Below are 18,992 nucleotides of genomic sequence, written 5' to 3'. Positions count from 1 at the left end.
TTTAGATGATCAAGTGCCGCATTACTTCTGGCTATTTCGGTGCGGCTTCTCGTAGCCTCGCCAGCAAAGGCTCGGCCGCTTCGGCGAGGAACCGGTCTTGCGTCTCGCCGCCGATCTGAACCAGCGCGATGTCGGTGAAGCCGGCCTCCCAGTACTCGCGCACCGCCTCGACGATCGCGTCGAGATCGGGTCCGCACGGGATGTTCTCCGCGACGTCGTCCGGCCTGACGAACTGCGTGGCAGCGGCAAAGCCCGCTGTGGTCGGCAGATCCGCGTTGACGTGCCAACCGCCGGCGAACCAACGGAATTGGTCGTGCGCGCGCTTGATCGCGGCGTCGCGGTCGGGGTCCCAGCTCACCGGGATCTGACCGATCACCCGCCCGCCGCCCGGCAGCCCTGTCGCGCGCCGCACATCGTGCCACGCCTGAACCAGCTCCTTGCCGGGCTCGACGGCGATCAGATGATCGCCCAGGGGCGCGAACGTGTGTACCGACTTCTCGCCGGACACCGCGATCCCGATGGACACCGGTGTCTCCGGCAGGTCCCACAAGCGCGCGGAATCGACGGTGTAGTACTCGCCTTTCCAGCTCACCAGCTCGCCGCCGAACAATTCGCGGATGATCTGGACCGCTTCCTTGAGCATTTCCTGACGACGCTCCACCTCCGGCCAGCCGCGACCGACGACGTGCTCGTTGAGGTTTTCGCCGCTGCCCAGGCCCAGGATGAACCGGCCGTCGGCGAGAATCTGCAACGTCGCGGCCTTCTGGGCGACGACGGCCGGGTGATAGCGCATCGTCGGGCATGTCACGTACGTCGCCAACTCGACTCGCTCGGTGGCGTGTGCCACCGCACCGAGGACTGCCCATGCGTAGGGGGCGTGGCCCTGCGCACTCAGCCACGGGAAATAGTGGTCGCTGGACACCTCGAAGTCGAAGCCGACCTTTTCAGCCGAAATCCCGTAGCGCACAAGGTCTTTCGGGCCGCTCTGTTCAGTCATAAGCGTGTAGCCGAAGCGCGTCATACGACGACGGATACCCCGCTGCTAGGGGGCGAAACGACTACAGCCGCTCCTTGACGGCGGCAGCCAGCCGGGCGCCGTCAGCCTTTCCCGCCGCGATCGCGGTCGCCGCTTTCATCACCTGACCCATCTGCTTGCGCGTCGGTCGCTCGCCGATCTCTTCGGCCACTTGAGCGATAGCGGTGTCGGCGACGTCGGCCAGCTCCGCTTCGGTCAGCGGCGTCGGGAGGTACTCGTCGATCACTCGGGCTTCGGCGTGCTCGTTGGCGGCAAGCTCACCGCGGCCGTTCTGGGTGTAGATCTCCGCGGCCTCTCCGCGTTTCCGCGACTCCCTGGCCAAGATCTTGAGCACCTCGTCGTCGGTCAGCTCGCGCGATTGCTTGCCGGAAACCTCCTCGTTGCGGATCGCGGACAGCAACATTCGCAACGTCGCTGTGCGCAAGCGATCCTGCGCCTTCATCGACGCAGTGAGGTCGGCCTGAAGCCGGGATTTCAATTCCGCCATAGGCGCCGACGCTACGCCAGCGGGCCGGGGCGTTCGTTGCGGATTGTCATCGCTCTGGTCAGGATGGTCCGCATGACCAACGCCGACGGAGGTTTTGGTGCGAGCACGACGCCACCGCCGCCGGGATACCGCGGACATCCGGGTTATGCGGCTTACCCGCCGCCCGGGTACGGCCCGGGGTATCCGCCGCCTGGCTATCCGGCATATGCGCCGACGTACGCGCCATACGCTGGATATCCCCCACCGGCGCTGAAACCGGGCATCATCCCGTTGCGGCCACTCGGACTCAGCGACATCTTCAACGCCGCCTTCGCCTACATCCGGGTCAACCCCAAAGCCACGCTCGGATTGACGACGGTGGTGGTAGTCGTCACGCAAATCATCGTGCTGATCCTCACGGTGCTGGTGCCACTGATCTTCTACGGCCAGGCCGAAACGTCGCGCGTGGAGGGCGAGTCGACGTCCGGAATCGTCGGCATGCTTCTCGCCGTGATCGCCGCCGGTGGCGCCAGCGCACTGTCGAGCATCGTGTTGAGCGGCATGCTGACCGTGGTCGTGGGCCGGGCCGTATTCGGTGCGCACATCACGGTCGCAGAAACCTGGCAGCGGGTGCGCGGGCGGCTGCTGGCGCTGCTCGCCCTGGCCGCGCTCGAGGGGCTGGGCGCTGGTGTGCTGGTGGTCGCGGCCGTGCTGCTCGTCGTGGCGGCGGCCGCGATAAACCCCGTCATGGGAGTCCTTTTCGGGGTCGTCGTCGTGGTCGCGATGATCGCGCTGATCGCCTACCTGTGGACCATGTTGACCTTCGCACCGGTGCTGATCGTGCTCGAGCGGCTCTCGGTGTTCGCGGCGATCAGCAGGTCCTTCTCGTTGGTGCGCAGGTCGTTTTGGCGAGTGCTGGGGATCCGCGTGCTCGCTGTGGTGGTGGCCGGGCTGGTCTCCACCGCGGTGGCGGTGCCATTCACGATCGGCGGAGAAGTCCTCGCGTTCACTGCCGACTCGGTGGGCGTGGCGCTGATCGCGGCGGTGCTCTCTGCGGTCGGCAGCGCGGTAGGCCAGATCATAACGGCGCCGTTCACGGCGGGGATCGTGGTGCTGCTCTACACCGATCGGCGAATTCGCGCAGAGGCATTCGACCTGGTGTTGCAGACCGGCGCGGCCGGCGACGTCGCCGCTTCGCCCGACGCCACCGACAACCTGTGGCTGATCCGGCACGCCTGACCATGGCCGCTGTTCTGATCGACCGCGACGCTGCCCATGATGCGGCGCAGCGTGAACTGTCCAAGCCGATCTACCCGAAAGAGAACTTCACCGAGCGGCTCAACGAGTGGATCAACGACTTCATGTACCGCGTCATGTCCAAAGGGGCGGAGGTTCCGGGCGGATGGTTCACCATCGCGGTGGTGCTCACCGTTCTGGTTGTGGGCATCGTCGTCGCGGTGCGCATTGCGCGCCGCACCATGCACACCAACCGCAGCCGCGACTTCGCGTTGTTCAACGCTGTCGAGCGCAGTGCCGCAGAGCATCGCGCGACCGCGGAACGCTATGCCACAGAGGGTCGTTGGGCGCCAGCCATTCGTCATCGACTGCGCGCGATCGCCCGCCACCTCGAAGAGACGGGAGTGCTCGACGCCGTGCCCGGGCGCACCGCCAGCGAGCTGGCCCGTGATGCGGCCCGAACGTTCCCAGAGCTGCAATCCGAATTGGCCGACGCAGCAGCGTCTTTCAACGACGTCACTTACGGCGAACGCTCCGGAACCGAAATTGCCTACCGCCAGATCGCCACGCTGGACGAGCACCTTCTCTCCCGCAGATTCACTGGATCTCAGGGCAGCACGTCGTCTCGACCCGCCCAGTCATGGACGCCAGTGCAGTGAGCGCCCTTCCGCCGTCGTTGCGGCCCGTCCGCTCGCGCGACATTCGCACATGGGCGTGGGTGCTGGTGGCGCTCGTGGTGATCGTCGCCGTTGCGGTCGTCAGCACCTACCTCACCGCACCTCGGCCCGGCGGCCGGATGGATGCCGAGTCCACCAGCCCCGACGGCGCCCACGCGTTGGTGGCGCTGCTGCGCGCGCAGGGGGTGGACGTCGTCGTGGCCCACGACGTCTCCGACGTCGAACGGGCGGCGCGGCCCGACTCGCTGCTGCTGGTCGCCGAAACCTACTTCCTGGTCGACGACGATCTGACCGCGCGGCTGGCGAAAGCGCCCGGGGACCGGCTGTTGGTGGAACCGGTGTCGAGCACACGCAAGGCGCTGGCGCCGAAGATCCGCACTGCGCGGGGGTCCACCATGGGCGGCCCCCCGAATTGTGATCTGCCAGAAGCTCTTCGGGCTGGGGAGGTCCAATTCGGCGTCAGCGACACCTATGCGGCCGTCGGCGGCGCCGAGGTGACCACGTGCTACGACGGCGCCGTGGCGCGTTACCGCGATGGGGGCAGAACCGTCACGGTCGTCGGCAGCGCCGACTTCATGACCAACGCCGGTCTGCTGAAGCAAGGCAATGCCGCGCTCGCGATGAACCTAGCCGGTGCCCGGGCGCGGCTGATCTGGTATGCGCCGCAACGTCTTCAGGGCGACCGCAGCGGCGGCTCAGACATCGTCGACCTGTTTCCCGACAACGTCAGGTGGCTTGTCTGGCAGCTGGCGGTCGTCGTGGCGCTCGCGGCACTGTGGCGGGGACGACGCATGGGCCCCCTTGTGCCGGAGAAACTTCCGGTGGTGGTACGAGCGTCGGAAACCGTCGAAGGCCGCGGCCGGCTGTACCGCTCGCGGCGTGCCCGCGACCGCGCGGCCGAGGCACTGCGCACCGCCACGCTGCAGCGCACGCTGCCCAGGCTCGGGCTGGCCGTCAACGCTTCCGCACCTGCCGTCGTCGCGGCGGTGGCGGCGCGATGTGACAAGCCGCCGGAGGCGCTGCATCACATATTGTTCGGACGTCCACCGGCGTCCGATGACGAGTTGGTGCAGCTCGCTCACCAGCTCGACGACATCGAAAGGCAGGTCGCGCACTCGTGACTCAGCAAGCTCAGGCTCCCGACGACACGTCGCAGGAGGCGCGCGCCAAACTGATCGCGCTGCGGGGCGAGATCGCCAAGGCGGTCGTCGGCCAGGACTCCGTGGTCTCCGGGCTGGTGATCGCGCTGCTGTGCCGCGGCCACGTGTTGTTGGAGGGCGTGCCCGGCGTGGCCAAGACACTGCTGGTGCGCGCCACCGCGGCGGCGCTGGACCTGGAGTTCAAGCGGGTGCAGTTCACGCCCGACCTGATGCCCGGCGACGTCACCGGTTCGCTGGTGTACGACGCGCGCACCGCGGTGTTCGAGTTCCGTCCCGGGCCTGTCTTCACGAACCTGCTGCTGGCCGACGAAATCAACCGCACGCCGCCCAAGACGCAGGCGGCGCTGCTGGAGGCCATGGAGGAGCGTCAGGTCAGCGTCGAAGGGGAGGCGCGGCCGCTGCCCGACCCGTTCATCGTCGCCGCCACCCAGAACCCGATCGAGTACGAGGGCACCTACCAGCTGCCGGAGGCCCAGCTCGACCGGTTCTTGCTCAAGCTGAACGTGGCGCTGCCGCCGCGCGAGCAGGAGATCCAGATCCTCGACCGGCACGCGCGCGGCTTCGATCCGCGCGACCTGTCGGCCGTGCGGCCGGTCGCGTCCGCCGCCGACCTCGAGGCCGGCCGCGACGCCGTGCGCCGGGTGCTGGTGGCCGACGAGGTGCTCGGGTACATCGTCGACGTCGTGCGGGCCACCCGCCAGTCGCCGGCGCTGCAACTGGGGGTTTCGCCGCGCGGAGCGACCGCGCTGTTGGCGACCGCCCGGGCGTGGGCATGGCTGTCTGGCCGCAACTATGTCACTCCCGACGACGTCAAGGCGATGTCGCGGCCGGTGCTGCGGCACCGCATCGGGCTGCGGCCCGAAGCCGAGCTCGAGGGCGCCAACGCGGACGGGGTGCTGGACGGCATTCTGTCGTCAGTGCCGGTACCGCGCTAGTGGTCGTCACCGGCCGTACCGCGCTGCTGGCGCTGCTGCTCGTTCTGCCGGTGGCGTTGTCTCCCTGGCCCGCAACGCTTTTCTGGCTCGGGCTGCTGGCCGTGCTCGGGCTTGTGGGTGTCGACGCGTTGTTGGCGGCCAGCACTGGGGCGTTGCGGTTCAGCCGCGACGGCGACGTGACCGCGCGGCTGGGGCAATCCGCCGACGTGGTACTGGTTGTGGTCAACGAGGGCCGCCGCCGCTTCAAGGGCCACCTGCGAGACGCGTGGGCGCCCAGTGCCAGAGCTGAGCCGCGCACACATACCGTCGACATCCCTGCGGGACAACAGGAGTCGTTCGTCACCCGGCTGCGGCCCACACGCCGCGGCGACCAGCACGCCGCGGCGGTGACCGCGCGCTCGATCGGGCCGCTCGGGTTGGGGGGGCGGCAGGGCTCGGCGGCGGTGCCGTGGCAGGTGCGGATCCTGCCGCCGTTTCTGTCGCGCAAGCACCTGCCGTCGCGGCTGGCCAAGCTGCGCGAGATCGACGGGCTGCTGCCGGTGCTGATCCGCGGGCAAGGCACCGAATTCGATTCGCTGCGCGAATATGTGATCGGCGACGACGTCCGGTCCATCGACTGGCGGGCCACCGCACGCCGCGCCGATGTGGTGGTGCGGACCTGGCGGCCCGAACGCGACCGCCGCGTCGTGCTGGTGCTCGACACCGGGCGCACGTCGGCAGGCCGAGTGGGCGTCGACCCCAGCGCCGGTGACCCCCGCGGCTGGCCCCGCCTCGACTGGTCAATGGACGCGGCGCTGCTGCTGGCCGCGCTGGCGTCGCGCGCCGGCGACCACGTCGACTTCATCGCCCACGACCGGGTGTTGCGGGCCAGCGTGCAGAACGCATCACGCACCGAGGTGCTGGCGCAGCTGGTCAACGCGATGGCTCCGCTGCAGCCCGCGCTCGTCGAATCCGATGCGACCGCGATGGTGGCGGCGGTGCAGCGGCGGGTTCGGCGTCGTGCGCTGGTGGTGCTGCTCACCGACCTCAACGCCTCCGCACTGGACGAGGGCCTGATGCCGGTGCTGCCCCAGTTGTCGGCCAAGCATCAGGTGATCGTCGCCGCGGTCGCCGACCCGCGCGTCGACCTGCTGGCCGCGGGCCGTTCGGACGCTGCCGCGGTGTACGACGCGGCCGCGGCGGAACGGTCGCGCAACGACCGACGCGCGATCGCGTCGCGGCTGCGCCGCAGCGGCGTCGACGTGGTGGACGCACCGCCGGAGGAGCTGGCGCCTGCGTTGGCGGATCGCTATCTGGCGATGAAGGCCGCCGGCAAGCTCTGACCTCACGCCGAGTGTGGGGTTGGGTCACGCCTCGCGCGCTCGAGCGTGGATCATCTCCACACTCGGCGCACGCGACTAGCGCACGACGTCGACGTCGGGCGCGTCGGCCAGGTCCCCTGACTCCCCTGCGGCGACCGCCTTACGGCCGAAATGCACGACATAGGCCAGGAATGCGACCTCGGCGACCGCGCCGATCGCGATCCGCACGAACGTCGGCAGCGGCGACGGCGTCACCATCGCTTCGATCAGACCCGAAACCAACAGCACCGCGGCCAACCCCACTGCGACGGCCACCACGGCCCGGCCCTGCTCGGCGAGTACCTGGGCGCGCGGCCGGTTCCCAGGCGAGATCACCGACCAGCCAAGCCGCATGCCGGCGGCGCCGGCCAAAAACACCGCGGTCAGCTCGAGCAGGCCATGGGGGGTCAGCAGCCCCAGCAGAATGTCGCCCTTGCCGGCGTGGAACATCAAGCCGCCGATCACGCCGACGTTGGCGGCGTTCTGGAACAGCACGTACGGGATCGGCAGGCCCAACACGATCGAGTAGGCGATGCACTGCGCGGCGACCCACGAGTTGTTCAGCCACACCTGAAGCGCGAACGATGCCGCGGGATGCTCGCTGTAGTAGGAGGAGAAGTCGTGGTTGACCAACTGGTCGATCTCTTCGGGCGTGCCGACGGCCGCCTGGACCTCCGGACTGCCGGCCACCCAGACGCCCATCACCACCGCGACGACGAAGAACGCAACGGCCGTCGCCAACCACCACCGCCATGCGCGGTAAGCGACGACCGGGAAAGAGACCGTCCAGAACCGGACGAACTCACTCCACACCGGCGCATGGGCGCCCGTCACCGCAGAACGCGCCCGCGCCACCAAGCTCGACAACCGGCCCACCAGAACCGAATCCACTGACGCCGAGCGCACCATCGACAAGTGCGTCGACACCCGTTGGTAGAGGTCGACGAGCTCGTCGATCTCGGCGCCGGAAAGCCGGCGGCGGCGCTTGACCAGGTGGTCCAGCCGGTCCCAGGTCGGCCGGTGTGCCAGTACAAACGCGTCGACGTCCACGCCGGCGAGTCTATGGGCCCTCGGGGTGCCGGTAGCCTTCCGCGGTATGGCGGATGTGGTGACCGGCGACGCGGTGGTGGTCGAGGTGCAGATCGCGCAACTGCCGGTGCGCGCGGTGAGCGCGCTGATCGACCTGAGCGTGATCGTCGTGCTCTACACGATCGGTTTGACGTTGGCTGCGATGTCGATCAGCCAGTTCGACGACGCGCTGGTGGCCGCGCTGCTGATTTTCTTCATGGTGCTGGCGATGGTCGGCTACCCGGTGATCTTCGAGACGGCCAGCCGGGGCCGGTCGCTGGGCAAGATGGCGATGGGCCTGCGCGTGGTGTCCGACGACGGCGGCCCGGAACGCTTCCGGCAGGCGCTGTTTCGCGCGCTCGCGGCAGTGGTGGAGATCTGGATGCTGGGCGGCGGTCCTGCGGTGATCTGCAGCCTGCTGTCGTCGAAGGGCAAACGCATCGGCGACGTGTTCGCAGGCACAGTGGTGATCAGCGAGCGCGGGCCCAAGCTCGAGCCGCCGCCGGCGATGCCGCCGGCGCTGGCGTGGTGGGCGGCGTCGTTGCAGTTGTCCGGGCTCCGGCCGCAGACGGCGCAGCTGGCTCGCCAATTCCTTTCTCGCGCAGCGCAGTTGGATCCGCAACTGCGCGACCAGATGGCCTACCGGATCGCCGCCGAGGTGGCCGCGCAGGTGTCACCGCCGCCACCACCGGGTGTGCCGCCGCAGTACATGCTGGCCGCAGTGCTCGCCGAACGGCATCGCCGGGAGTTGATGCGACTTCGGCAGCCGCCACCCGCGGCCTCCCCGCAGCCTCCCGTCGTCCCGCCCCCGGCCGGTCCCGCAGCGCCCGCGCCGCCGCCTGTAGTTTCCCCGCCCTCGGCACGGAACGTCCCATCCGAGCCGGGAGGCTTCGCACCCCCGAGCTGACTTCAGTCGCTCAGCCAGTTGCCGTGGAAGCCGTGTGGAACTCGTTGCGGAAGCCGCACACGCGCAACGGGTTGCGCGGTGAAGTCCGACGCGTCGACGATCACCAGGTCGCTGCCGTCCCGCGCGGGGTCGTACACGTAGGACAGGTACCAGCCGTCCAGTTCGCCGGCGCCCGACGGCACGTACACCGCTTCCCCCGGCTCGCCGGCGAACCGATGCTCTTGGGACCCACCAGTTTTCAGGTCGTAGCGAACCAGGTTGCGGTTGCCGACCGTAACCGCGTAGCGCGCGGGCAGACCGGCCAGCCGGTCGTCGATGCGGGGGAATTCCACACCGCGGTCGTCGAGCTGACGTTCCTCGACGGTGCCGGCGTCCAGATCGATCCTCCACTGCCACATCACGCCGTCGACTTCGAAGCCACCGTTGTAGCGCCACAGTTCGGGATATCGGACCGCTTGCAGCACAACGGAATTGCCGTCGTCGTAGGAGTTGGCGACATGGAAGACGTAGCACGGCGCGATCTCGAACCATCGGATCGGGCCGAACGGGTCATCGCGGCGCATCACACCGAGTCGGGCTCCGTAGTCGTCGTCCCAGCGGTAAGGCATGTCGGCCTCGCCCTTGAGTGCGATGTCGAGGTTGAACACGATCGGCAGATCCATGAATATCACGTGGTCGGCCGTCAGCGCGAAGTCGTGCATCATCGTCAGCGCGGGCACCTCGACGGGCCGGTTGACAGTCAACTCCCCGTTTGCGTCGGCGCGGTGATACGTGACGTGTGGCGCAAAGATGTTGCCGTAGCCGAAGAAGTGCAACTCACCTGTGGTCGGGCAGATCTTGGGGTGGGCGGTCATCGAGTCGGCGAGCTTGCCGCCGAAGTCGTAGGCACCCAACGTCTCGAGGTCGTTGGTGATTTCATACGGCAGCGACGACTCGACCAGCGCGAGCGTCCTTCCGGCGTGCCTGACGACGTGGGTGTTGGCAACGCTGGAATGCAAGTTGCGGCTGCCGTCGGCGTTGTAGACCGGGAACGGGTTGTCGAAGCTTTCGGTGCGCACCCAACGGTTGCGGTACCAGGCGGCGCGGCCGTTCTCCAGCCGCACGCCGTGGATCATGCCGTCGCCGGTGAACCAGTGCTGGGTGGCTTGGCGCGGGTTCGGGCCGTTGCGCAGGTACCAGCCGTTGAGCGCCTCGGGGATTGCGCCCTCGACGGGCAGGTCGAACGCGGTCAGTTCGTCAGCCACCGGGGCGTAATTGCCGCGACGGAAGAACGGGACGACGGTTTCTTCTGCGGACGAGAGGAGCGAAAGGTCATCTGCTTGCGTCATGGTTCCCGACTATGACATTCCACTACTGACATGTCAATGCTGGAATGTAGGATGCTTCTGTGAGTTTGCGACATGCCGCACTCGGGCTGCTGGCCCGGGGCCCGGCCAGCGGATACGACCTGCTCAAAGTCTTCGAAGCGTCGATGGCCAACGTGTGGCCGGCGACCCAAAGCCAGCTCTACGGGGAACTGAACAAGCTCGCCGACGCGGGACTCCTCGAAGTCACCGCAGTCGGGCCGCGCGGACGCAAGGTGTACGCGATCACCGACACCGGCCGTGCCGAACTGCAGCGCTGGCTGGCGTCACCGCAGGACGACCCGGTGTTTCGCAGCGCGCAACTTCTTCGCATCTTCCTGCTCGACGAACTGCCGCGCGACGAGGCACGCAAGTACCTGAAGGCGGTGCGTGAGCACGCCGATCGTGAGCACAAGCGCTATGAGCAGATTCGCGACACCTACGACTGGTCGGGCAGCGACCAGGCGTTCTTTGCCCGGGCAGCGCTGGAGAATGGCCTGCGCTCCACCCGCATGGAGTCGGAGTGGGCCAGCTGGGTGCTCGAGGAACTCGACAAGCGCTGAGACGTTGCATCTCGATAGTTTGCGATATATCGTCGACGCATCGGGTCGCGCATCCGGCGCGCCCCTAACGAGAAACGAGAGCGAGATGACTCAGCCATTCAGGGGCCATGACGGCCCACACAGCGAAGGTTTCGGCTTCAGTGCCTTCGACCCTTACGCCCGCCGCGCCATGCACCAGGCCCGGCGTGACGCCCGCCGCGAACTCAAAGGGTTCCTGAAAGATCAGGCGTTCGCGCGCGCGGGCGGCTTCGGCTTCGGCCACGGCGGCCCGGCCGGTTTTGGACACGGCGGCCCAGCCGGCTTCGGACACGGCGGATTCGGGCCCGGCGCATTCGGACCAGGTGCGTTTGGCTTCGGACCCGGATTCGCCACGGGCGGTCCGCGCGGCAGGCAGCGCGGCCGTGGGCGCGGACGTCGTGGCGACGTGCGTGCCGCGATCTTGGCGCTGCTGGCCGAGCGGCCGATGCACGGCTACGAGATGATCCAGGAGATCGGCGCGCGCAGTAACGGACTGTGGCGCCCCAGCCCCGGATCCGTCTACCCCACGCTGCAACTGCTCGTCGACGAAGGCCTGATCGTCGCGGCCGAATCAGGCGGCAGCAAGCGGCTTTTCGAGCTCACCGACGAGGGCCGCGAGGCGGCGACCGCCACGCAGACGCCGCCGTGGGAGGAGATCGCCGAAGGCGCCGACCCGAACGTGATGGACCTGCGGGCCGCGTTCGGTCAACTGGGCGCCGCGGTGTTCCAAGGCGCCCACGCCGCCACCGCGGAGCAGCAGAAGCGCATCATCGAGATCGTCAACACCGCTCGCCGCGATATCTACGGCGTGCTGGGCGAAACCGACTAGCGGCCAACGCGACAGCGCTGCACGGCTCTAGTGTGGAGCCGTGCAGCGCTTTCCACTCGGTTCCTACAATGTCGGCCGCATCGGCTTCGGCGCGATGCAACTACCCGGCCCCGGCGTATTCGGACCGCCTCGCGACCACGAGCAGGCGCTCGCGGTGTTGCGTCGAGCCGTCGAGCTGGGCGTCGACCACATCGACACCGCGCAGTTCTACGGCCCGAATGTTGCCAACGAATTGATCCGCGAAGCCCTCTACCCGTACCCGGACAACCTGGCGCTGGTCAGCAAGGTCGGCGGCCGCCGCGACGAGCACGGCAACTGGCTGCCTGCCCAGCAACCTGACGAGCTTCGCGCCGGCATCGAAGAGAACCTGCGCACCCTCGGCGTCGACCGCCTGGCCGCGGTGAATCTTCGTGTCCACGACCACGATTCGGATCCGAATCAGCCCGGCCGGCTCGACCGCGAGCTGTTCGACCGACAGCTGACCACGATGATCCAGGCCCGCGACGAGGGGCTGATCGGCGGCATCGGGCTCAGCAGCGTCACCGTCGACCACCTGCGCATTGCGCTGGACCGCACCGAGATCGTCTGCGTGCAGAACGCCTACAACCTGGTCGACCGCACGTCACAACCGGTGCTCGACGAATGCGCCGAGCGGGGAATCGCATTCGTGCCGTTCTTCCCGCTCGGCTCGAGCTTCGCGACGAACAACCCGGTACTGGGCCATCCCGTCGTTCAGCGCATAGCCGGTGAACTGGGCCGCACCCCGGCACAGATTGCGCTGGCCTGGACGCTGGCGGTGTCGCCGAATGTGCTTCTGATTCCAGGCACGTCGTCGGTTGCGCATCTCGAGGAGAACATGGCCGTGGCCGAGATTGCGCTCGACCCTAGCGATTTCGGTGCGCTAACCGGCGCTGGGCGCACGTAAACGCACCGAAATCACACCTCGACCCAGTCGAGGGTGCGCTCGACGGCCTTGCGCCACCCCGCGTAGGCCGCCTCCCGCTGGTCCTCGCTCCACTGCGGCGTCCATCGCTTGTCCTCGCGCCAATTCGCTTTCAGCTCACCAGGATTCGACCAGAAGCCAACGGCCAGCCCGGCGGCATACGCGGCGCCCAACGCGGTGGTCTCGGCGACCACCGGCCGCACCACGTCGACGCCCAGCACGTCAGCTTGGATCTGCATGCACAGTTCGTTGGCCGTGATGCCGCCGTCCACCTTCAGTTCTTCGAGATGCACGCCGGAGTCGGCCTCCATCGCGTCCGCGACATCGCGGCTCTGATAGCAGATCGCTTCCAGCGTGGCGCGAGCCAGATGTGCGTTCGAGTTGTACCGCGACAGCCCGACGATCGCGCCGCGCGCGTCCGAACGCCAGTACGGCGCGAACAACCCCGAGAACGCGGGCACGAAGTACACCCCGCCGTTGTCCTCGACCTGCCGCGCCAGCGACTCGCTCTGCGCGGCTCCGCTGATGATGCCGAGCTGGTCGCGCAGCCACTGCACCGCAGAGCCGGTGACGGCGATCGAACCCTCGAGGGCGTAAACGGGTTTCGCGTCACCGAACTGGTAGCACACCGTGGTCAGCAACCCGTTGTTCGAGCGCACGATCGACTCGCCGGTGTTGAGCAGAAGGAAATTGCCGGTGCCGTAGGTGTTTTTCGCTTCACCCTGCTCCAGACAGACCTGGCCGACCATCGCGGCCTGCTGATCACCCAGGATGCCGCTGATCGGGACCTCGTTGTCCAGCGGCCCGGACGGATGCGTCGTGCCATAGGGGTCTGGCGACGACGACGGGCGGATCTCGGGCAGCATCTCCCGCGGAATTCCGAAGAGCGCCAACAGTTCGTCGTCCCAGTCCAGCGTCTCCAGGTTCATCAGCATCGTGCGGCTGGCGTTGGTGACGTCGGTGACGTGCACGCCGCCTCGCGGACCGCCGGTCAGGTTCCACGCCACCCAGCTGTCGGTGGTGCCGAACGCGGCCTCGCCGTTTTCGGCCGCTTCGCGCACCCCGTCGACGTTCTCCAGGATCCACTGCAGCTTGCCGCCGGAGAAGTACGTGGCCGGCGGCAGCCCGGCCTTGCGGCGGATGACGTCACCGCGGCCGTCGCGGTCCAGCGCCGAGGCGATCTTGTCGGTGCGGGTGTCCTGCCAGACGATCGCGTTGTAGTACGGCCGGCCGGTCCTGCGGTTCCACACCACGGTGGTCTCGCGCTGGTTGGTCACCCCCAGCGCCGCGAGGTCCGTGTCGGACAGGTTGGTCTTGTTCAGCGCCGACATCAGCACCGACTGCGTGCGCTCCCAGATCTCGACAGGGTTGTGCTCGACCCACCCGGCCTTCGGCAGGATCTGCTCGTGCTCGAGCTGGTGTCGGCCCACCTCCGAGCCGGACTGGTCGAAGATCATGCAGCGCGTGCTGGTGGTGCCCTGGTCAATCGAGGCAACGAACTCAGCCAACTCGGATGCTCCCGTCGGGTCGAAGCGAACGCGTCCAATGGTCAATGATGGCAAGTATGGGAAGCGCTGAGACCGCCGCCGCCGAGATCACCGAAGCCGACATCGACGCGATGCCACGCGGTGGACCGGATGCGTCGTGGCTGGATCGCCGGCTGGAGACCGGATGCGCCGAGTACCTCGACCGCGACGACGTCGACGAGCGCATCAAGCGCAGCATCGTCAGGTCGTTGGAGTGGGTGGGCGACGTGTTCAAGAACCACGAACGATTCGCCTACCTTGCGCTCGAGGAAGTCGCCGACGTGGCTGACCCGAAGATTCTGGAACTCGGCGCAGGGCACGGCGGGTTGTCACGCAAGCTGCTCGAGCAGCATCCCACCGCCCGGGTGACCGTCACCGACCTCAACGCGCCGTCGGTTCTCGACATCGCATCGGGCGAACTCGGCAGCCATCCCCGCGCGGTCGTCCGGGTGGAGGACGCCACCCAAATCGACGCTTCCGACGGGTATTTCGACCTCGCGGTGATGGCGTTGACGTTCCATCACCTACCGCCTGCCCTGGCCGCTCGGGTGATCGCCGAAGGCACCCGGGTCGCCAGCAAGCTGTTGATCATCGACCTGCCACGACCGCCGTCGCTTCTGCACATCGTGAAGCTGGCGACGATGGTGCCGTTCCTCGTGGTCCCGTTCGCCCACGACGGATTCATCAGCTCGATGCGCGCCTACAGCCCGTCGGCTTTGCGGACCCTGGCCCAGTACGCCGACCCGGGGATCACCGTGGAGTTGCGCAAGCAGCCGTTGGGCCCGCAGGTGCTGGTCGCCAGCCGCGCTTGAGCTCAGCGCCTAATTGGCTTGGGTCAGGTCTTCGACCGTCGCGTAGCGCGCAGTCGTCTTCACCGCCTGAATAGCCCGGCCGACGCCGGCCTTGGTTTCATATCCGCGGCTGTCGACGATGACTTCGCCGTCGGCGGCTTTGAGCTGGAACCGGAATCTGCCTGCGTCGTCCCTGCTGATCTCGAACTTGCTCGTGAGGCCGTCGGCGAAGGCCGCCGCCTGGCGGTGCCGCCCGGCCTCAGCCGGTTGCTCCTCGTCCCGTTTCTTCTGGTCCGTGTACAACTCCATCACGATGACGGCCACCGCCGCGAGCACCAGCACCAGCAAAAACAGCAACGGATACGCGACCACGGCGCTGATGCCGCCGATCGTCAGCGGCACCGCGACGGCTACCGCGGCCCACGGATGCCGATCACTCCAGTCAATGACCTTCGCGGGCAGCGCGAACGCCGCCGCAGCACGCGGATGCCGGTCCGGCCAATCGGCGACCATTCGCGGAGACCACATATCCAACTTCCTTGCGCAGATTTGAGAAGTTCAAGCCTAAGGCACCGCGTTCGCGGTAGTGCGGAAGTGACGCACGTTCAGCTTCGGCCGGGTGAGGCGGTGCAGCAGCCAGGCCGGCGGAATCGTCAACGCCAGCGTGACCGCGAACAGCCCCCACACCGAGCCGGTGTAGATGTGCCAGCGCAGTACCGACACCATCGCGATCTCCATCACGATCACATGGAGCAGAAAAATTTCGTAGGAGACTTCGCCGAGCCACACCATCGGCCTGCTGCCGAGCACACGCGCGTACCAGCCCCGTTCCCCGAGCGCCAACGGCGCCACCACGAGCGTGGCGACGACCCCGTACAGCACCGTCTTGGCCACGGACTCCGGCATGTCGGGCTCAGCCGTCGCGGCCCCCGCGATGGGCGTTGACACGATCAGATAGCTGATTGCCGCCAGTGGCAGCGCGACGGCCGTGTAGCTGCGAATTCCCATGGCGCTCAACACGGTTAGGACCATGCCGCCGACGAACCAGACCAGGTAGTGCGGCAACCACAGCCCGGCCGACTTCGGCAACACGTCGCTGGTGCCCATCACCACCAGCCAGGCCGGGCTCAGCGCCGCCAGAACCCCCAGCGCGGCAAGAAGCACGCGGGGCCGCCAGCGCCGCCGGCACAGCACCGTGACCATCACGAAGGCCAGCAGCGGCAGCGCGATGTAGAACGCGACCTCTACGGCCAGGCTCCACATCTGCGTCAGCCCCTGGTGCAGATAGCGGGTCAGGTAGTCGTCGCTGTAGATCTGTGTGAGCGTCAGGTGCCGCAGTAAGCCCGTCCAGGTGTGCCCGGGATTCGGGCCCGGCGTGCGGAAGTGGTAGACGACGTACGCGACGACGACCGTCACCAGGTAGGGCGGCATGATCCGCCGCACCCGGTTGCGGGCATAGCGGTGCAGCGCCGGGCCGGCCCCTCCTGTTCTGGCGGCTTGAACCCACGGCCCGAACAGTAGAAAACCCGACAGCACGAAGAAGATTGCGACGCCGATCTCCAGACGGGCGGTAACCAGCCCCAGGTAGCCGTGGTTGTACTTGCCGGTGGCGTAGGCCGCGTGCGTGTCCATGACCAGCAAGGCGGCGACCGCGCGCACACCGGTCAGCGAGGCGACCCGGTCGACGGTCGAAACCTGCTCCAGGCCGCCTTGGTCGACTTCGATCGTCGGCGGCATCGCGGCTTCACCCTAATCGCGCCCTGAACCGTCAAATAGTGGCCGACGCGCCGCGCTCGAGTTCGACGATCCGCTCGGCCATCCCCCGCTGCCTCATCGCTTTCTTGAAGTCGTCGAGTCCGGACGCGAAGACGCCGTAGTCGTCGAAATGCACCGGGATCACCTTGGGCAGCCCAACGGCCTCGACCGCGCCGGCGCCCTGGCGGCCGTCCATCGTCACGGTCAGCCCGAACGGCAATTTGCGCCCGGCGGGCAGCCGGGTGCCGCCCAGATGAAGCACACCGGCGTCGATCGCCGAGAACCGCAGCGGAATCTCGCTGAGCTCGTCGATCAGCAGCGTGTCACCCGAGATGTACAGCCGCCGCGTCGCGCCGTGGTTGCCGACGAACTCCAGCATCGACCCCATGACCGGCGGCAGCATCCGGTTCAGCGGCACCGGCGCGTGCCGGCCTGGCAGCGCGGTGATTGTGACGATCGCATCACCTTTGGTGAGCGTGTGCGTATCCCAGGTGGACAGACCATTCGCCGCGCGAAACCCTCTGTGCTGCAACCGCTTTGCGGCATGGTGGGTGGTCACGACCGGCAGCTTTTTGTCCAGACTTCGTTCGGCGACACGGTCCCAGTGGTCGCCGTGCATGTGGGACAGCACTACGGCGTCGAGTGGCGGCAGTTCGTCGACCTTGCGCGCGGGGTCGTGAAGGCGTTTGGACACCAGCCCGTAACCCAGGTAAGCGTGCTGGCCGCGGTGCAGGAAGTTGGGGTCGGTCAACAACGTGATCCCGCCGAACGTGATCAGCGTGGTGGCGTTGCCGACGAAGGTGACGCTGACGTCCATGACATGCGGGCTACCCGCGCCGCCGCCGATCAACCCTGTAATCCGGTGCGCGATCGGTCGTTGACACGGCTCGCAGCGTCGCGTTGCATCGGCGATGTGGGCGAGGAAGTCAAGGCCACCACGTTCAGCGGTGCCCAACGCCGGGACTACCGGCGCAAGGTGCAGCTGTCGCTCGACGTGTTCGAGACCATGCTCGCGCAGTCGAGCTTCGAGTGCGAACGGCCACTCACCGGCATGGAAATCGAGTGCAATCTCGTCGACGAGCACTACCACCCCGCGATGGCGAACCGCGAGGTGTTGGAAGCCATCGCCGATCCGGCATTTCAGACCGAATTAGGCGCCTACAACATCGAATTCAACGTTCCGCCGCGTCCGCTGCCCGGCACGTCAGCGCTGGAGCTCGAGGCGGACGTGCGCGCGAGCCTCAATGCCGCCGAGACCAAGGCCAATCAGCACGGCGCGCACATCGTGATGGTCGGCATTCTGCCGACGCTGATGCCCGAGCATCTGACCGGACAGTGGATGAGCGAGTCGAGGCGGTACCGGGCGCTGCAGGAATCGGTGTTCATGGCCCGGGGTGAAGACATTGTCATCGACATCTCCGGCCCCGAACGGTTGAGCCTCCAAATGACCTCCATCGCACCGGAATCCGCGTGCACCAGCATGCAACTGCATCTGCAGGTGTCACCCGCCGACTTCGCCGACAACTGGAATGCCGCGCAGGTGCTGGCGGCGCCGCAGCTGGCGCTCGGAGCGAACTCCCCCTATTTCCTCGGCCATCAACTTTGGGCCGAGACCCGCATCGAATTGTTCCTGCAAGCCATCGACACCCGGCCCGACGAACTCAAGGCGCAGGGCGTCCGGCCGCGAGTTTGGTTCGGCGAGCGGTGGATAACGTCGATCTTCGACTTGTTCGAGGAGAACGTTCGCTACTTCCCGTCGCTGTTGCCCGAAATCTCCGACGAGGACCCGGTCGCCGAACTGGCAGCCGGGCGAGCGCCGCAACTGCACGAGCTGACACTGCACAACGGCACGATCTACCGGTGGAATCGGCCGGTGTACGCCGTCGTCGACGGGCGCCCGCATCTGCGGGTGGAGAACCGTGTGCTGCCGGCGGGTCCAACGGTCATCGACATGATGGCCAACGCGGCGTTCTACTACGGTGCGCTGCGCGCATTGTCGGAGGACGACCGGCCGTTGTGGACGCAGATGAGTTTCGCTGCGGCACAAGAGAATTTCGGCAACGCGGCCCGGTTCGGGATGGCCACGCGACTGTACTGGCCCGGCATGGGCACCGTCACCGCCGACGAACTCGTGCTGCGGCGACTGCTGCCGCTCGCCGACGAGGGCCTGCGCCGGTGGGGCGTGGCGGTGACGGTCCGCGATCGCTACCTCGGCGTCATCGAGGGTCGCGCCAAAGCCGGCGTCAACGGCGCCGCGTGGCAGGTGCAGACGGTCAACGCGCTGCAGGAAGAAAAGGGACTGACCCGTCCGCGAGCGCTGTGTGAGATGCTGCGGCGCTACACCGAGCGCATGCACAGCAACGAGCCGGTACACACCTGGGAGCTGTAGGTTGGAATTC

Annotated in this window: 19 protein-coding genes; 11 read left to right on the top strand and 8 right to left on the bottom strand. The window is 67.5% G+C overall.

Translation table 11 applies throughout. The annotated features are described in order from the left end of the window. Positions 1-31 precede the first annotated feature (31 nt). On the bottom strand, positions 32-1,021 hold the full coding sequence (locus AC5Y39_RS19735) for an LLM class F420-dependent oxidoreductase (RefSeq protein ID WP_500021077.1): 990 nt from the start codon (positions 1,019-1,021) through the stop codon (positions 32-34). Between the two features lie 37 nt (positions 1,022-1,058). After that, on the bottom strand, positions 1,059-1,523 hold the full coding sequence (locus tag AC5Y39_RS19730) for a GatB/YqeY domain-containing protein (protein ID WP_499907368.1): 465 nt from the start codon (positions 1,521-1,523) through the stop codon (positions 1,059-1,061). Positions 1,524-1,595: 72 nt separating this feature from the next. Between AC5Y39_RS19730 and AC5Y39_RS19725 the strand changes: the two genes are divergently transcribed. From AC5Y39_RS19725 to AC5Y39_RS19705, 5 genes are read left to right on the top strand one after another with little or no spacing between them, the layout of a single operon-like run. Next, positions 1,596-2,741: a DUF7847 domain-containing protein gene (locus AC5Y39_RS19725; protein WP_500021079.1), complete on the top strand. Its 1,146-nt coding sequence runs from the start codon at positions 1,596-1,598 to the stop codon at positions 2,739-2,741. Positions 2,742-2,743: 2 nt separating this feature from the next. Beyond that, a complete protein-coding gene (locus AC5Y39_RS19720) occupies positions 2,744-3,397 on the top strand; it encodes a DUF4129 domain-containing protein (RefSeq protein ID WP_500021152.1) in 654 nt (217 codons plus the stop codon). Then, complete coding sequence (locus AC5Y39_RS19715; RefSeq protein WP_500021081.1) at positions 3,379-4,536, top strand: DUF4350 domain-containing protein; 1,158 nt, start codon at positions 3,379-3,381, stop codon at positions 4,534-4,536. Before AC5Y39_RS19720 ends, AC5Y39_RS19715 begins: the two co-directional genes overlap by 19 nt. Next, positions 4,533-5,510, top strand: coding sequence for an AAA family ATPase (locus AC5Y39_RS19710; RefSeq protein WP_500021083.1), 978 nt, complete (start codon positions 4,533-4,535; stop codon positions 5,508-5,510). The genes AC5Y39_RS19715 and AC5Y39_RS19710 overlap by 4 nt, the downstream gene beginning before the upstream one ends. Next, positions 5,510-6,832 carry a DUF58 domain-containing protein gene (locus AC5Y39_RS19705; protein ID WP_500021084.1) on the top strand — a complete coding sequence of 441 codons (1,323 nt, stop codon included), beginning with the start codon at positions 5,510-5,512 and terminating at the stop codon, positions 6,830-6,832. Before AC5Y39_RS19710 ends, AC5Y39_RS19705 begins: the two co-directional genes overlap by 1 nt. 75 nt (positions 6,833-6,907) lie before the next feature. On the opposite strand, the gene AC5Y39_RS19700 is transcribed toward AC5Y39_RS19705, so the two are convergent. Next, positions 6,908-7,900 carry a stage II sporulation protein M gene (locus AC5Y39_RS19700; RefSeq protein WP_500021086.1) on the bottom strand — a complete coding sequence of 331 codons (993 nt, stop codon included), beginning with the start codon at positions 7,898-7,900 and terminating at the stop codon, positions 6,908-6,910. 46 nt (positions 7,901-7,946) lie between these two features. Here AC5Y39_RS19700 and AC5Y39_RS19695 point away from each other — a divergent pair, with 46 nt between their 5' ends. Then, positions 7,947-8,825 (top strand): RDD family protein, encoded by an 879-nt coding sequence (locus tag AC5Y39_RS19695; protein ID WP_500021088.1) that lies wholly within the window; start codon positions 7,947-7,949, stop codon positions 8,823-8,825. A 2-nt stretch (positions 8,826-8,827) separates the two neighbouring features. Here AC5Y39_RS19695 and AC5Y39_RS19690 read toward each other — a convergent pair whose 3' ends face one another. Further along, positions 8,828-10,153: a carotenoid oxygenase family protein gene (locus AC5Y39_RS19690; protein ID WP_500021090.1), complete on the bottom strand. Its 1,326-nt coding sequence runs from the start codon at positions 10,151-10,153 to the stop codon at positions 8,828-8,830. Positions 10,154-10,212: 59 nt separating this feature from the next. Here AC5Y39_RS19690 and AC5Y39_RS19685 point away from each other — a divergent pair, with 59 nt between their 5' ends. The 3 genes from AC5Y39_RS19685 to AC5Y39_RS19675 all read left to right on the top strand — a co-directional run bounded on the left by AC5Y39_RS19685 (position 10,213) and on the right by AC5Y39_RS19675 (position 12,503). Next, positions 10,213-10,731 (top strand): PadR family transcriptional regulator, encoded by a 519-nt coding sequence (locus tag AC5Y39_RS19685; protein WP_500021092.1) that lies wholly within the window; start codon positions 10,213-10,215, stop codon positions 10,729-10,731. An 85-nt stretch (positions 10,732-10,816) separates the two neighbouring features. Beyond that, positions 10,817-11,578, top strand: a complete 762-nt coding sequence (locus AC5Y39_RS19680) for a PadR family transcriptional regulator (protein ID WP_500021094.1) — start codon at positions 10,817-10,819, stop codon at positions 11,576-11,578. Positions 11,579-11,618: 40 nt separating this feature from the next. Next, entirely contained in the window at positions 11,619-12,503 is an 885-nt protein-coding gene (locus tag AC5Y39_RS19675) for an oxidoreductase (protein ID WP_500021096.1), read from the top strand. Between the two features lie 11 nt (positions 12,504-12,514). On the opposite strand, the gene glpK is transcribed toward AC5Y39_RS19675, so the two are convergent. Then, positions 12,515-14,029 carry a glycerol kinase GlpK gene (gene glpK / locus AC5Y39_RS19670; RefSeq protein ID WP_500021098.1) on the bottom strand — a complete coding sequence of 505 codons (1,515 nt, stop codon included), beginning with the start codon at positions 14,027-14,029 and terminating at the stop codon, positions 12,515-12,517. Between the two features lie 56 nt (positions 14,030-14,085). On the opposite strand from glpK, the gene AC5Y39_RS19665 reads away from it, so the two are divergent. Then, on the top strand, positions 14,086-14,859 hold the full coding sequence (locus AC5Y39_RS19665) for a class I SAM-dependent methyltransferase (RefSeq protein WP_500021100.1): 774 nt from the start codon (positions 14,086-14,088) through the stop codon (positions 14,857-14,859). A gap of 9 nt (positions 14,860-14,868) precedes the next feature. Here AC5Y39_RS19665 and AC5Y39_RS19660 read toward each other — a convergent pair whose 3' ends face one another. From AC5Y39_RS19660 to AC5Y39_RS19650, 3 genes are read right to left on the bottom strand one after another with little or no spacing between them, the layout of a single operon-like run. After that, positions 14,869-15,366, bottom strand: coding sequence for a YegP family protein (locus tag AC5Y39_RS19660; RefSeq protein WP_500021102.1), 498 nt, complete (start codon positions 15,364-15,366; stop codon positions 14,869-14,871). Positions 15,367-15,402: 36 nt separating this feature from the next. Beyond that, positions 15,403-16,575 carry an acyltransferase family protein gene (locus AC5Y39_RS19655; protein ID WP_500021104.1) on the bottom strand — a complete coding sequence of 391 codons (1,173 nt, stop codon included), beginning with the start codon at positions 16,573-16,575 and terminating at the stop codon, positions 15,403-15,405. Between the two features lie 31 nt (positions 16,576-16,606). Next, a complete protein-coding gene (locus AC5Y39_RS19650; RefSeq protein WP_500021105.1) occupies positions 16,607-17,410 on the bottom strand; it encodes an MBL fold metallo-hydrolase in 804 nt (267 codons plus the stop codon). A gap of 96 nt (positions 17,411-17,506) precedes the next feature. On the opposite strand from AC5Y39_RS19650, the gene AC5Y39_RS19645 reads away from it, so the two are divergent. After that, positions 17,507-18,982 carry a glutamate-cysteine ligase family protein gene (locus AC5Y39_RS19645; RefSeq protein ID WP_500021107.1) on the top strand — a complete coding sequence of 492 codons (1,476 nt, stop codon included), beginning with the start codon at positions 17,507-17,509 and terminating at the stop codon, positions 18,980-18,982. Positions 18,983-18,992 lie beyond the last annotated feature (10 nt).

This window comes from Mycobacterium sp. NGS39 (assembly GCF_059812765.1).
Note: the sequence above shows the minus strand (reverse complement) of the source record. Positions and strands in the feature narration are given on the sequence as shown.